This window comes from Bacteroidota bacterium (genome assembly GCA_018692315.1).
Lineage (GTDB): Bacteria > Bacteroidota > Bacteroidia > Bacteroidales > JABHKC01 > JABHKC01.
The window spans coordinates 1-15,272 of sequence record JABHKC010000019.1; the positions used below are offsets into that span (position 1 = coordinate 1).

The window sequence follows — 15,272 nt, forward strand, 5'->3', positions numbered from 1 at the left end:
AGGAATGCTTCCTTTGTGAGACATATATACATCGTAACCTAAATTATCTAATAACTCATAGATACGATTTAAGTCACTTTCAAAATTATAAACCGTAGTAGCTACAAATACCTTTATGTGATTCCTTTCTTGTATCATATTCCAAATTTACTATTTCTTTTTCTCCTTTTTAATCTTCTCCAACAACACACTTGCAGGCTCATAATCTGCCTCTTGTTTACATTGTGCAATTTCTGCGGTACTTAATAATTTACCCTCAAAGGCTTTTTTAAGTATGCTTTGCCGCAGGGCTTCCGATTTATTTAGGGCTTCTGTTATGTTTTGCTCTATTTTATCGCAAACGGATAAGCGGGATTCTATTTCTCGGACGATTTGGTGTTGTTCTTGCTTTGAACAAAGAGGATAAACAAAACTTTCGATAGATGCAATTCCAATATTAGCCTGTGTTGTTTCAACGGTATATCTTTTTATTTCCTTTTTAATTACTGGCGATAAAGAATAATATAGAGCAAATTTCCCATCCATCAACTTTGTGATGTTTTTAATAATTGCACAAGCATATGAAACAAGGAATTCTTTGTCAAAGTCTATTAAAATATTTCTTCCAATCGTACCATATCTTGGAAAGATAATATCTCCTTTTTCTGGTTTGATTTTTAATGCTAACCTATCAAAGTCTAGTATAGAAATAAGCTTTGCACTTTCAAAATCAATAGTACCATCTTTTTTTATGTTACCTGTTGACAAATAGGGCATACCATCTTCAACAGTTTTAGGCATTTTATGGTCTATATCACCTATTTTATAGGTTACATTTCCAAATCTATTCCATTTCCAACTTGAAGGAATAGCATCATAATTTTCAATATTTTCTAATGAAACTTCTGGAAAATCTTTAGGTTTTGATATTCTACTCGGTTTCTTCCCTTCTTTACCATTTTCTTCCCAAGTTATAACTGCTTGTTTCCAGTTTTTGAGTTGTTGCTCGTAATGCTTTTGGCGTTCTTCTTTTATTTGTTCCAACAATTCTGCGGCAGTGGGTAAGTTGCTTTGTTGCTCTCTCCATTCTTTTGTAAATTCCCCCTCAAACGCCTTTTTAAGCACTGCCTGCCTGTAAATTTTCAATTGCTCTTGTGCTTTTTTAAGGTCGGCTCTGCCATTGTCTAAATCAGAAAACAGGGTTTCTATTTTGGAAACGATGGCACGTTGGATGGGGAGTGGGGCGAGAGGAATTTTAATTGGCTTAATTAAGCCAAAACTTAAAGCTTGCATTGTCGCACCTTTGGCATTAATATACTGCCGAAATAAGGATGATTTTAAAAACTGAATTAAATATTTTTTCTCAACATTGATATTGGGTATAATTCTAAAAAGATTATTGGCAATAGCGCCTTGTTTTCCTGTACAAACAAAACCTACTGTTCCATATCTTACCATTGAAATATCATTTTTTGAGACAAGATGATTCCCTTCAATGCTTTTTACATACCTCTCAGGTTCATCACCTTGAGTGAAATCAATAATTCTTAAAAAACGAACTCTATCGTTATTGGTTTCCGTAAACTGTTCCTTAATCGGAACTTGTATTCCTTGAGAAAAGGTGCAAAGCTTTCCAAATTCGATTTCTATCCAATCCTCTTTCATTATGCAGCTAAATTGTCTTGAACTGTGATTGATTTTGATTTTTGTGATGGACATGAATAAATTCCATCTTGTATTTCAATATTATCAAAGTTTTGGAAAGTATTTTTTGCTTTTTTCTCTATCATGTTTTTCATATCCATCAGAGCAATCATAGTTTAAGACTGTTTTTTATATTTTTTATTTTCTAATCGGTGAAACTTCAATTTTGTTTCGCCAAAATTAATCAGTAATCCAATTTCAAGATTATAGGCTTCCAAATAATTTATTGCCTGAGCCAAATGCACAGGTTCTAATTGAGTTAGCGCTTTTATTTCAACACTAATAGTTTCATCAACCAAAAAATCAACTCTCCGTCTGCCTACCTGAATGTTTTTATACATCACATCCATTTCAACTTCTCGTTGATGAGCTATTCTTCTCAACTCAAATTCATGTGATAAGGCTCTCTGGTAAATGACTTCTTGAAAACCATTACCTAAAAAGGAATGAACCTCCATGGCAGCCCCAATTATTTTGCCTGTCAATTCAGAATATTTGTAATCCTTATTTATCATCTTTTCATCATGTTATCAAATTCATCACAGCAATCACAGTTCAAGACATTTTTACGCCGCCAACACTTCATTTAACTCATCAATAATCTTATCCATCTCATTTCCAAATAGCTGATACATTTTACCCTTACCACCTTGAGCATCGAAAGGGGTATAATCTAAATCGTCTATTTCAATATGATAGCTGCTTACTACATGGTCTTTAATCATGCGTAGCCATTCCATTTGTTCTGTTGTAAATCGGTTGTGTTGCCCTGCATTTTGTTTGAAAATCCAGTTTTGAAAATTTTCGTTTATGGTTTTGTCAAAAGGTTTTAACTCATCGTCGATACCACACACACGGCGTATTAAAGAAACCAAAGCGGTTAATTCGTCTTTAGGCTGAGACGGGGCATGCCCCGTCTTTACAGATTCTATAGTATTGTAAGCATTCCATACATAATCGGGAGCCAGTAATGGTTTTTCCAGTTTTAGCTTTTCCATTACATCCTTTATCATTTTAAAGGTAATGTTACGGCGATTGTAAGGCTGATTGTAGAATATGCTTAGTGCTTTAATCTCGTCTTTGTGCTGTTGCAGATATTCGGTAAAATCCTTAATGGTTTCGTTTGCCTTTTCGGTGGTAAAACTATCCCATTCCGATTTGGTTACCGTATCGATATTTACATGGTCGATAATCTGCTCGTGCTCGCGGCGCACATTTTCAATGTAGTTGTTCAGTTCGCCATTAAAGGTGCTTGCTGCCTGATTTATTAATTCTTGTTGTGCTTCCTTTTTTGCTTCGTCTAACTGTGCAGGCGTTCTGTCGCTTATTTCGACTCCGCTCAATAAACGCTCCGCATTCTTTTCAATCTCATCTTGGTCAAAGGCAGTAATCAGTTCCTTGGTAATTTGTTTCAGGTTTTTGCCTTTTGAATAATCCAGCAACTTATCTTTTTCCTTTTCGGTAATCTGCTTTTCTAAACGGATTAATCGATTTGCGAGCGAAAGAAACAAATCTTCGTCTTCGTGCCCCATAGTTACTGCACCCAATAAATCTTTCAGCGCAACAGTTGGCTTGCGTTCCAAAGGTCGGCTATCGGTCTTTTTACTTTTGGTTGCTCCAACGGCATCTACAATTACAAAGTGAGTTTTGCTGTTGGCGGTACGGGTCACCTGCATCAGTTTATCTTTGTCGATGGTTCGGGTTCCACGCCCTTTCATCTGCTCAAAGTAATTGATGCTTTTTACATCGCGCATAAAAAGCAATACCTCTAAAGGTTTTACATCGGTACCTGTGGCAATCATATCAACGGTAACGGCAATACGTGGGTAATAGGAATTTCTAAAACGGTTCAATACCGATTTAGGGTCTTCCTCAATTTTATAAGTTACTTTTTTACAAAAGTCGTTGCCCTCGTCAAATTCCTCACGTACAATTTTTATAATATCGTCAGCATGGCTGTCGGTTTTGGCAAAGATGAGTGTTTTGGGTATTTCGTATTCTCCTTTTTCATCCACACGATTCGGGAATATCTCAGCTTTTAAAGCTCGTTTGTATTCACGAATAATATTTCGTATTTGGCTAGGATTCACCACCTTTTTATCCAAATCATTTCTTGAATATTGCGTGTCTACATCTTCCTGTTGCCAGCGTTTTTGCCGTGTGAGTTTATCGCGGCGGTCAACAAACCACCCTGCTTTTATCACTTCGCCTTTTTGTGAAATGTCTGTTTCAATGCTGTACACATCGTAAGGTACATTCACGCCATCGGTAACAGATTGCTCATAAGTGTACTGACTTACTACATTCTCATTAAAGAATCCAAAAGTACGCTTATCGGGTGTGGCTGTTAATCCAATCAGGAAAGCATCGAAATAGTCCAACACCTGTTTCCAAAGATTGTAAATAGAACGGTGGCATTCGTCAATCACAATAAAGTCGAATTGCTCAATGGGTACTCTGTTGGTATATTCAACAGGAACGGCTTTCTTTTTATTGGCTTGTTGCTTTAACCATGTGTTGTTCTCGGTAGCTTCTTCTTCGGCACTTTCTTCCAGTTCTTCACCTTTTAAAATGGAATACAAACGCTGAATGGTAGAAATACATACCTGACTATCGGAAGCAATGTAGCTTGATGATAATCGCTGCACATTATAGAGTTCGGTAAATTTTCGGTTATCATCGGTAGGCTGAAAGGTCATAAATTCTTGTTCTGCCTGTTCGCCAAGGTTTTTGGTGTCCACTAAAAACAGTACTCGTTTTGCATCGGCATGTTTAAGTAATCGGTATATAAATGTAGCTGCGGTAAAGGTTTTTCCTGCACCTGTAGCCATTTGAATTAATGCTTTTGGGCGATTGTTTTTAAACGATGTTTCCAGATTTTCAACAGCCACAATCTGGGCAGGGCGAAGCCCTGTTGGGTCAAGTGTTGGTATATCTTGCAAACGGTTTCTTAAACTTTTATCTTTTTTCAACCACCCAGCAATAGTATCGGGTTTGTGAAAACTAAATACAATTCTTCCTCTTGGTTTTGGGTCGCGGTAATCTGTAAATCGAGTGATAACTCCCGTACTTTCATAAACGAAAGGTAAAGGGTCATTATTCAGATACTTAAGTTTCGCATTGGCATATTCCGATGATTGTTCCTCGTCAACTGTTAATCGGTGTCCTTCTTCTTCTCGTTTCGCCTCTATGATTCCAACAGGTTTGCGTTCAACAAATAATACATAATCTGCTGGTCCAACATCCGTTTGGTATTCTCTTACTGCAACACCTTTGTTTGCCGATAAATCAACCTTGTTTTTCGATTGCACAAGCCAGTCAGCATCCACCAACATTTGGTCGATTTTGTCTCTAGCAATCTGCTCAGGATTTTGGTTGATATTATCTGTCATATTAAAAAAAATATTTATATAATTAAATTGCACAAGATACAATTTTCATTTTAAAATCCTCATTGTAGCGGTTAGCAAATCTGACCTGTAGTCGTACTCTTATAAGTTGTTTTTTGATTTCTATGTTAATGTTACTTCTCATTTGTCTTGATAACACTATAGTAGCTATGGACTTTGGTTTGCTGCTATAGCCAGTTAATCTTTCAATTTTTTAATATCTTTTCAATTTTATTCTTATTAATTATTTAAGTGCTTTCAAATAATACATTTGCCTGTGAACCAATTATTCTAATTCTATAATTAGGATTTTCTTCCATGAGTTCTTTTGCTTTTTCAATTGTTGTATGATATCCATCCTTGTACTCTTTTGTCAAACAGGCTGTGATATATATTAATTGCAAACTTTCTGCATTCAGTACATCCAATATTCTCTTTTGTGATTTATATATCGAATCGGTAAGACTGACTGTTTCAAGAAGTATTATTTTTTCATCAAATTCAGCATTATATTCCTTTTCCAGTTGCTCATTTAGTGTCATAATACTATACTGTTTCCCTTTGCTATTAAAGAAATCAAAATTCAAAATCTGTGCGAAAGACGATATTGAAAAGATAAGTATTAATGAATTTGTAATTATTTGTCTCATGTTTTCTTATTTTTCAATTGGAGCCAACTTAAGTGTATGTTCATTTGTACTTTTTCCGCCAAATAAGAGGTATAATCACAATTGTTTATATTTTTCTTTCACAAAGATACTAATATTTTTCAAATGAATCATTGATAGAATTTCTAATGTTATCAAAAGCAGTAATTGAGATATGTGTACAAATCTCATTTGTTTTTGAGTTTTCGTGTTCAAACCATTCCTGCAAATATTTTAAATCAATTCCGTTTGCAAGAAGGTGCATTGCAAAGGAATGTCTTAACAACTGCAGTGCCAATTTCCTTTTGGTTTCAGCTTTTTTCGGAATATGCCAAAACCTCATAATTTGGCTCCACTGAAATCCTGCTATTGATTTTACTCTTTCAATTACCGTTCCTTCAAAATCAAAATCTATTATCGGTTTTTCATTATGAATATGATTTATTAATCTGTTTTCCGGTTTGTTCATCTTAAATAAACTATCTGTCAGCAAATGTAATTCTATTTTTTAAAACTTGAAAATCAAGATTATTTTTTTCTTAACATATTTAAAGTAATCCAGCCAAGGATCAAGATTATACTCGACATAATTAACCAAAGCCATGTTTTGTTATTGAAAATTGGATTTTTCAAAGGAGTTTGTTCCATTTTTATTAAAATTTCCTTGCCCAATTCCAAGGATTTCAATTTTTTAGGAATATTGTTGGTGAAACGATTTATATCGTATTGTGGATTTGTTTTTGAATTATTTCCATAACTCAGGTAATAAGAGGCCGGTTCTGTAAAGCGAGCTACCAAATTGTGTATGTATCCTTTCACTTCAATTGTGCCAATATTCAAAGCTTGATTATCATGATTGTGAATCAGTATTTTTAACTTTTGAGTAGTTCTTTTGTTGAACTTAAATTTATTCTCTTCAATGGAATTTAATATGCCAGATGTTAATGTGCTGTAATGGTATTCCCAGGCTTGCTCTGTCTTAAAAGAATCTCTTAGAAATTTTATTGTTATGGGACGGTAGTAGTCAAAAGTATCTGTTACACGTAGTTTGATTTGACTTATAGGAACAGCTAATTTCAATTCAATATCAATTTCAGTTTGTTTGTTTTGTTTATTTTCTTTTGTGCTGAGTTTTTTTATTGGGTAGTTTCTTATTATACCCTCCGTAATTTCTTGCTGTGCAATATTCGCTGCGATTAATTCAGGTTTTTCCTCACTCATAAAATGTATTCGGAAAAATTGGTATTGAGAACCTGAAAAAGTCAATTTGGTGAATTGAAAGTCGGTCAAGTCGTTTTTGATTGAAAGAATACGGTAATCCTTCAATATAGTAAACCATTCGTACTGGTCTTGGCTACCTTCCAGAGCAATTCGCCAGTCGAAGTTTTGTTGCAGGAAATCAAGTTTGATTTGGTTTATTGGCTCTCTTTTCGGAATTTCAAATGTGAAATAATAGCCCTCTTGCTTGTGAGAAATGTTTAGAAGTTTAAACCTGACTTTTTTATTAGACTTTTTCTCAGCCATTAGTTGCAATAGGTAAGGAGCTTCAATGGTGTCAAAATTTTCTTTTATGCCAAAAATTCTAATGTCTGAAAGATTTTGTGAGGTCTTTCCAAAAATCTCGTCCGGAAGAATAATTTTGTGCCATTGCTCTGAAATTCCTTTTAATTCTCGCTTATAGTTGTATTGTTCTGTCTGTGCAAAAGATAATGAATAAACAAACAGCAGAAAAGTGAATATATTAATTGTCAGCTTCATCGGAAATAATATTCTTGTACTTGTTGTATAAAAATGAAATTATTAAAAGCAGTATGCCTAATGAAACGAAAACAATAGTTTTTGAAATAGTATCCATATGTGAAATATCGTAGAAAAAGAGTTTTATAAGCGTTGCACCAAACAAGCCAATTGCCCCGATTCGCAAATGCTTTTGCTTTTTCCAAATTCCCAAAACAATAAGAAGTAGTGCATATATTCCCCACAAAATACTTAAGCCAAGTTTATAAGATTGGTTTGATTCGGCTATGTCCATCCAGTTGATTAATTCGCTACTGGCAATCCATAAAATAGAAGTATGAAGCAAGAAGCTATATGCTTTTTTGAAATCCTGTTTCATAAAATCCTGACGAATATATTTGTAGCAAACAAAAAGCGGTAATGATACAAATGCCAATGAAATATATCTTATTCCAATATTAAAAGCACTTCTTGGATAATATTGCGATAGTGTTTGCTCCAAATAGCTCTCGCGCAATCCACTGAGCTCATATAGCCCCTGAATTAAAAATGCTGCAACAGCCAAAATAATTAAGCCAAGGTTAATAAATCCTAATTGTTGGTTTTTTAATTTTCTGAAATTTATTATTCCCAATAAGGAAACAAAAAGCAAAGAATAATTGATTATCCAAACTAATTTGAACTTGTTTAAGTCAGAATTCCAATGGAAATTTGGATAGTCCTGAGCTTCTGAACTGATTGAAATTGCTGAATCTTTAAAAAGTTGATTCCAGTAGTTCACAATTTCCAAACGGAAAGCAAAATATATTATAAATAGCAAAATTGCCGGTATGAAAATGGAAATGCCTTTTGATACTACATTTTTTGACACTAATGGAGAAATATATTTCTTGCTTCGGTTCAGAAAGTTGATTAACCCAAAGGCTGAAATAAAAAGTATTGAACTAAGGAAATTGATATTGATTAGTGGTATAATCCTTGTTTCCGGATTTTCGGGAGAATAGCTGTCGTAGAATGTTTTCCAGTCTTGGACAATACTAAAAAATGCCAAAATCATAAGCGGGTAGGATAATTTTTCATAGACAGGAACATTTTTGGTTCTGCCAATCCAAAATAGCAATGCAGCTTCAGCTACCCAAAGTAATGTTACCCAGTTGCCATCTATTTGCACAGGAATGGCAATAGTAATAAAAATCAGAACCAAGCCCGAAATTAGATAAAACAGATTCTTGTCGGCAAGTTTTTGCTTATATATTATTGCACTTACAATGAAATGTATAATAGCATTACAAAGTGTAAATAAACCCAATAATTGTTCGCCTGTTTTATGATTGTCAAGAATGCTATAGCCAATTCCATAGAAAATAAAGGAATTCGAAAGCAGCAATATAATATCGCCTTTATCAAATTTTTCATTTTGAAGCAGTTTGTAGCTAAGAAAGGTAAGGTAAAAGCTTGAAAAGAATATTATAAGAAAAGTCAGAGCCAGACCAAAATGTTCGCTTGTTTGGAATTCTAAGGCATACCACGAAAAGTACATTAACCATGTAAGCCCGAACGAAGAATAGTAAAGTGGTTTCCAGTATTTCTTAAAAGCTAAGGCAAGAATACCTGCATTGATAATTGCAGTATAGCTGAATAAGAAAGCTACTTCACCGGTGCCATCACTCAACAAAAATGGAACCGCATAAGCTCCAACCAATCCAATATGAGCAATTACTTGCTTATTGTAGTTTATGGCAGCAGTTACAGTAAAGGCTGTAAAAAGTACCATAAGTATAAAAGCTAAAACTTGTGGAATCAGGTCGTAAAAACTGTGAGCCGCAAAAGTGAGAAAATACATTATGGTCATTGAACCGCTCAATAAAACTGCACTAAAACCCAAATAATTTTTTTTGAGTTTTATGGCAAAACCAAGCAGCCCGATACCTACTAAATATCCAAGAATAATTCTTGTCATAGGATTTATTAGTTGGTTGTCAATTGCGTATTTGGCTCCAATAGCAACACCGATTATGGTAATGCCAATACCAATTTTATTGATTAGGTTTTCACCAATAAACCTTTCAAGGTTAGATTTTGCTTTTCGTTTGAATATTGGAACTTTTTGTGTTGCTTGTTCTTGTTTTTTCTGTGGCTGATAATTTTCAGTGATAGAATTTGGCTTTTCTTTTTTGATTTCAAAGTATGCGTCAGCTACTGTTATATCCTGTTCTTCTGCTTCTTTTTCTGTCGAAGTTTCTGCTTCGAAAGTTTTCAGCTTGTTTATTTCTGTACGTAAATTATGTATCTCTCTTGAAAAGGTGTATTGCTTTTTTGAAAGGATTTCCAGCTTTTCAAGAAGCTCATTTATTTGGTCTTGTGAATTCTTCATTTTTTCTTTTTATAGTGTGTAAATGCTCTAATTATCCACTGAATGTGATTTTGTTACACTTTAGCTAAAGTTTAAAAATTTTCATTATCAGATCTTGGTAAATATATAGTTGGCAAAATATTGTTTTTCATCAGTTGCTTTGAAAAGCAAACTAAAATCGGTATTTCGAATTAATTTTTGAATTATGGCATCATTATATTTTCTTGAAATTTCGGTAAGTAATCGTTCACCTTTTCTAAATGTATAGGATTTCCCTGATTTCTTTAGATTTACTTTTTGATCATTTTTACTCACAAGATAGCTTTTGGCGTAACCCTCTTTTTCTGAATATTCTGGAACATGATCGAACTTTTTCAAATCAAAGTCTCCGTCAAGTTCTGTATTAATGCGATTTAACAGGTTTAGGTTGAACTCTTTGGTGATGCCCTGAGAATCGTTGTATGCCGGCAAAACAATAGATTCTGACTTTATTAAATCTACTCCAAGTATCAATTTATCACCAGCTTGCAGGTTTGCTCCAAGTTTGTAAATAAATTCCGCTGCTTGTTTGTCATCAAGATTTCCAATATTCGAACCCAAAAACAAAACTACTTTCTTCTGTTTGCTTACTTTCAAAGAATCAAGAACCTGAAGATAATCACCTTGTTTCTTCTTTAAAGAAAGATTCGGAAATTTGGTTTTTATATTTTCCTCAATTAGCTTCAAAGCATTGTGAGAAATATCGATTGGCAAAAAATCAAAATTGTAATTCTTTTCTAACAATGCTTTAATCAGTTCTTTGGTTTTATGTCCGTCTCCGGCTCCCAGCTCAATAAGTTCGAAATAATCAGTAGGTTCTAAATGTAAGTTTCTTATAATGTTTCCCGACTGTGTTTTAAATATTTCTAATTCAGAATTTGTAAGGTAATATTCCGGAAGTTGCATTATTTTCACGAATAATTCATCACCTCTTTTATTGTAAAAATATTTCGAAGATAAGGTCTTGAGATTTTTACTTAATCCGTCGTCAACGTCTTTTATAAATTGTTCAATCATTCGCTATCATTTTTTGGAATTCCGGTTTCAAAAGGATTATCAGGATTGTTACTCCATTCGAACCATCCGCCGTCGAATACTGAAACACGAGGCCAAGCCATAAGCCAGGCATTAAAAAATGCTTCGCTGCCTCGCCAACCTGTTCCGCAATAAAATGCCAGATGTTTATCGGGAGTAATTCCCACTTCTTTCCAGTTTTCTGCCACTTCTTGTGCTTCACGAATTGTGTGGTCAAGGTTGCGGTAATTTTCCATATGATAAGCATCGGTTCCGCAATTTCCGAAAACTGTTCCGGGAATACGGCCTTTCTTCACAATATAATTGTAGCCACTTAGTTCGCCAATATATTCTGCCCAACTTCTTACACAGACTATGTCGGCATCTGTAGCTTTTATCATTTCTTTGGCTTTGGGGACATCTACAATAATTTCTGGTTTAGCTGGTATTTTAGTGCCAAAATCCTTAACCGGTTTTTTCGGAACATCGTCTGTAACTACTTCAAATACTGCATCTTTCCACGATTGAAAACCTCCATTAAGCACTCTTATATCTTTAACTCCTGCATATAACATAATCATAGCATTTCTAATAGCTCCGATATGTCCGGCTGCACTTCCGGGGAATTCATCATTATTGTCGGGAGACATAAATTTGCCATATAAAACTACAGTTGTGTCGGCACAAATTCCATGACTTTCCAAAGCTTTTTTTATGTCTTCAGGAGAACGCCTGTTCCAGGTTTCGGGAGCTTCCAAAGCTAAGGTATCCATATCGATAGCTCCGGGAATATGCCCTGAAAGATAAGCGTCACGGTTTCGATAATGAGAATGACATATTACATATTTGTTGTTATTGTAATTATCTGGTTTGTTACCTGAAATTAACTTTTTTACCCATTCGGCCGATACAAGATTTTTGTATCTTGATAGATGCTCCATTGGTAATTCAGGATTATTTACCCAGTCTTTTAAAAAGTCCTGATAAACGAAAACGTTTTTATAATCTGATTTAATAAAGGTTTTTGCAGCAACAGAATTATCCTTATCATCATAAGAGTAAATAATTATTTTATGTTCCGGTAAAATTTGCTTCGATCTTACTATTTCGATCCAATCCATATAATTGAACCATTTAAGAGGCAATGATTTAGCATTTTTTATATGTCCTCTGCGTAATTCGTTTTTTAGTTTCCAGCCATTGTATGTGTCTAAAGGGCGTATATCAATGATTTTAACATTTGTATCTTCAATAATTCTCTCCAAATTATTGGTGGAAATTAGATTTAATTCTTTCATGAAAATTTGCTTAATTGTGATTAATTTTTGTGTCTCGGGAGCAGAAACTGTCGGTTTTATAGTGTAGGTTTATTTGCATGTTTTTGAAAACTATTTCTCTAATGATTTAATAGTAGAAGTTGTAATTGTTTAATACATTGTATTTTCATTAGCCGAGTTTTTTGGTATTTCTTGTATTGAATCCCAATGTTCTACAATTTTGCCATTTTTATCGAATCTGAAAAAATCCATTGTAACATACTCAAAATTATCCGGCCAAATTTGATGTGTGTGAAGAGCAACCAAATCTCCTTCTTCAATAGCTCGGACAAATTCTATAGATTTACGCGGATATTCTTTTGCCATTCTTTCGAAATATTCAATAAATGGTGTAGTGCCATCTCCAACTAAAGGATTATGTTGAATGTATTCGGAACCTACAAATAAACTGACAGCTTCTTTTGGATTTCCTTCATATGCCATTTTGTAAAAGGCAATTGCATTTTGTTTGTTTTGTTTTATTTTATCTTTCATTTGATTTTTTTAATTTTTGTGAGTATCACAGAGAAAGCTAATATTAACTTCAAGTTTCTGACACTTATCAGATGCTAATAATTTTTTCCGGAATTCATTTCATATTTCTCTCTCCAATTTATTAATTTATTAAAAAAACAAATATGCAAAAAAAAGGTAGTATTGCAATTTTGGAAGGGTTGTATAATTATAATTCCTGAATATCAAATAGTTATACCCAAAAATATTCACAAATTACGGTTAAATCTTATTTTGAGGTACTGAAGAGAAATGTTTTGGTGATAGCTATCTGTAAGCTAAAATGCTAAATTGCATTATCATAGGCTGTTCTTCGAAAACCTTAGGAAACAAACTCCTTCGAAAGTTTTATGAAAATAACCTTTTTTTGTCATCTAAAGGTAAATTGAATTTGTAAAAGGCTAAAAGTCCGATTTGCGTTTTTACATGTTATTGCGTACTGAATATTAACAATTTAGATTAATTTTGTTTTCTTTTTCTTGATAAAAAGAACCAAAATTCTCTGATGCCACCACCGCATTATAGTTACTGCAAACTCAATAATGAGATAATAATTTGCAGAAAACGAGAATTTCATTGTTTACAGGCAATTTTCAATAGTTGTTCCCACCAAAATAATTTTGTTAAAAATTATATGTGACTCTGACTCGTCCTAAAAAATGGCGGGCGTTGGCATGTGGGTCGTAGCATCATTTTTTTTTGATTTTTTGTTGCTTTTTATCAAGAAAAAAGTAAAGAAAAAAAAGCTTGCAAAGCTATATTACACACAGGCATTATATTATCAAATATTTAATTCTAAGTATTCCTTGTATTCGTAATCCACTTCCAAGATTAACTCCCATTCCTGGCATATAACTATGAAAGTCAAGGAGATTATTTATTAATGTAGTTCCAATTTGTAATCCCAAATCAACATTTATTCGTTTTATTGCAGGGCTTGTAATTCCAATAACTCCATTAAGTCCCAAATTATACGAGTTTTTTACTACTGGTTCATTAGGTGTATTACTATCAAAATCAGGGTCATAAATTCCTTTTTCAATAGCGATGGCATTTACAATATTAAGTCCAATAAATGGAGCAAGTTTCTTTAAGTCTTTCCGTAAATTATATCTTGCACCGATTTTTATAAAAAATCCTGATTTATTTTCTAAATCATATTGTGTTCCTTTTTTAAATGGACTACTCAATTTACTGTTGAAGACATATCCTGAATAAATATCAAAAGATAAATTCGGCTTAGTAATTATTCCATATCCTAATTCCATTGTGTTTCCAAATAATGAGATTAGATTTATTCCTAGATGATTAGTTTTCTCAGATTGAGCATTAACAGATATTCCAAATCCAATTAGTAGAATCAATATTATAATAGTTCTTTTAGTCTGTTTGGTTTTTTCAATTAATGATTCTTGCTTTCTCAATATTTTCATAAATAATTTTTTGAGTATAGTGTCGAGTTGATTTTGCTTGTGCTTGTATATAACATTAGTATATAATGAAAATTCCGTTTATTTCTTTAATATTTTTTAGTTTTAATTTCAATATCGTCGAAAGGATTAACAATATCATTAAATTTTGTGCTTGGTACAAGTGCGTATATTTCAGTTGTTTTATTCGGTTCATGTTCTAATATTGATTGAATTTGTTATGAATTAATTTAAATTAAAAATACTTTTGCAAAAATATAAGAATTCTGTATGCTCGCAAAGTATTTTTGTCTTTTTTCCTTTAATCCCGATATGCCAACTGAACATCAGTTCAAATTTTCTTTTGCTTGATGAACCGCTAAGTACGAGACCCGTACGCTTAGTGGTGTGAGAGGTGTACTGGTGGCTATTTTGCCATCAGCCGCCTACTCGATTATGCCGTCGTACTTACTGTTTCTCATAAATTCTCAAGTTAAGGGATTTTATGTCCACATATTTCTCTAACCTCTTTTGTATAAGGTCCTCAAGACTCGAATTCTTTTGGAAATTTTCTTGAATGAGGTCCTTAGTCTCAAAATTCCCTGCAGTAATTCTAATCTCGTCTCTTACTCTTAGATACAGTAGTTTTTTCTTATAGGACTTTATGTCTTCTACCCAATCGAGGTCATTTGTGATGTTTTTGACATGTTCAGCTTTCAGTGAGAACACAATTTTAGCTTCACATAACAACGGATTTGCTTTAAAATCTATGAATTCAAATTCATCAATAGAAAGTGAGTCAACTTTGTTTAAAATGATTAAGGTTTCGAAAGAGTCAACTTTAAAACTTCCAGATTCTAATACAGACTTCTTTCCATTCGTAAGAACAATTCCAATCTCATTTTTTCCAATTGTAACTGAGCGTTGGTCAATTGATTTATTCGTACAAGAAGAGATGACAATTCCAATAATGAAGAATTGAACTAATTGTGCTCTTATATTCTTATATGCTATTTTCATGGTATGCGGCAACCGGGTAGCTTACGCCCCCTAAGAACCGTGCGTGCAAGTTTCCCGGCACACGGCTCAGGCACTTTAAAGGCTTCCCGGCGAAGGGTTACCCGGCTTTTTATTGTTTTACTACTATTTTTCATTTGCAACAAATGTAGTAA

The 15,272-nt window shown here is 33.5% G+C and carries 13 protein-coding genes; all 13 read right to left on the minus strand.

Features of this window, described 5'->3' with window-relative positions; genetic code table 11:
• Positions 1–150 precede the first annotated feature (150 nt).
• Positions 151–1,644 carry a restriction endonuclease subunit S gene (locus tag HN894_01310; GenBank protein MBT7141945.1) on the minus strand — a complete coding sequence of 498 codons (1,494 nt, stop codon included), beginning with the start codon at positions 1,642–1,644 and terminating at the stop codon, positions 151–153.
• Entirely contained in the window at positions 1,644–1,796 is a 153-nt protein-coding gene (locus HN894_01315; protein MBT7141946.1) for a hypothetical protein, read from the minus strand. Before HN894_01315 ends, HN894_01310 begins: the two co-directional genes overlap by 1 nt.
• A gap of 3 nt (positions 1,797–1,799) precedes the next feature.
• Positions 1,800–2,198 carry a GxxExxY protein gene (locus tag HN894_01320; protein ID MBT7141947.1) on the minus strand — a complete coding sequence of 133 codons (399 nt, stop codon included), beginning with the start codon at positions 2,196–2,198 and terminating at the stop codon, positions 1,800–1,802.
• A 51-nt stretch (positions 2,199–2,249) separates the two neighbouring features.
• Complete coding sequence (locus HN894_01325; GenBank protein MBT7141948.1) at positions 2,250–5,075, minus strand: DEAD/DEAH box helicase family protein; 2,826 nt, start codon at positions 5,073–5,075, stop codon at positions 2,250–2,252.
• Positions 5,076–5,320: 245 nt separating this feature from the next.
• Positions 5,321–5,722: a hypothetical protein gene (locus HN894_01330; GenBank protein MBT7141949.1), complete on the minus strand. Its 402-nt coding sequence runs from the start codon at positions 5,720–5,722 to the stop codon at positions 5,321–5,323.
• Between the two features lie 109 nt (positions 5,723–5,831).
• Entirely contained in the window at positions 5,832–6,188 is a 357-nt protein-coding gene (locus HN894_01335; GenBank protein ID MBT7141950.1) for a tyrosine-type recombinase/integrase, read from the minus strand.
• A 59-nt stretch (positions 6,189–6,247) separates the two neighbouring features.
• Positions 6,248–7,477 (minus strand): DUF3999 family protein, encoded by a 1,230-nt coding sequence (locus tag HN894_01340; protein ID MBT7141951.1) that lies wholly within the window; start codon positions 7,475–7,477, stop codon positions 6,248–6,250.
• Complete coding sequence (locus tag HN894_01345; GenBank protein ID MBT7141952.1) at positions 7,461–9,830, minus strand: DUF2339 domain-containing protein; 2,370 nt, start codon at positions 9,828–9,830, stop codon at positions 7,461–7,463. The genes HN894_01340 and HN894_01345 overlap by 17 nt, the downstream gene beginning before the upstream one ends.
• An 87-nt stretch (positions 9,831–9,917) precedes the next feature.
• Positions 9,918–10,865 carry an L-histidine N(alpha)-methyltransferase gene (locus HN894_01350; protein MBT7141953.1) on the minus strand — a complete coding sequence of 316 codons (948 nt, stop codon included), beginning with the start codon at positions 10,863–10,865 and terminating at the stop codon, positions 9,918–9,920.
• Complete coding sequence (locus HN894_01355) at positions 10,862–12,160, minus strand: sulfurtransferase (GenBank protein MBT7141954.1); 1,299 nt, start codon at positions 12,158–12,160, stop codon at positions 10,862–10,864. Before HN894_01355 ends, HN894_01350 begins: the two co-directional genes overlap by 4 nt.
• 129 nt (positions 12,161–12,289) lie before the next feature.
• Positions 12,290–12,673, minus strand: coding sequence for a SnoaL-like domain-containing protein (locus HN894_01360; protein MBT7141955.1), 384 nt, complete (start codon positions 12,671–12,673; stop codon positions 12,290–12,292).
• 791 nt (positions 12,674–13,464) lie between these two features.
• Positions 13,465–14,124 (minus strand): hypothetical protein, encoded by a 660-nt coding sequence (locus tag HN894_01365; GenBank protein ID MBT7141956.1) that lies wholly within the window; start codon positions 14,122–14,124, stop codon positions 13,465–13,467.
• Positions 14,125–14,568: 444 nt separating this feature from the next.
• On the minus strand, positions 14,569–15,120 hold the full coding sequence (locus HN894_01370) for a hypothetical protein (GenBank protein MBT7141957.1): 552 nt from the start codon (positions 15,118–15,120) through the stop codon (positions 14,569–14,571).
• Positions 15,121–15,272: the final 152 nt, after the last annotated feature.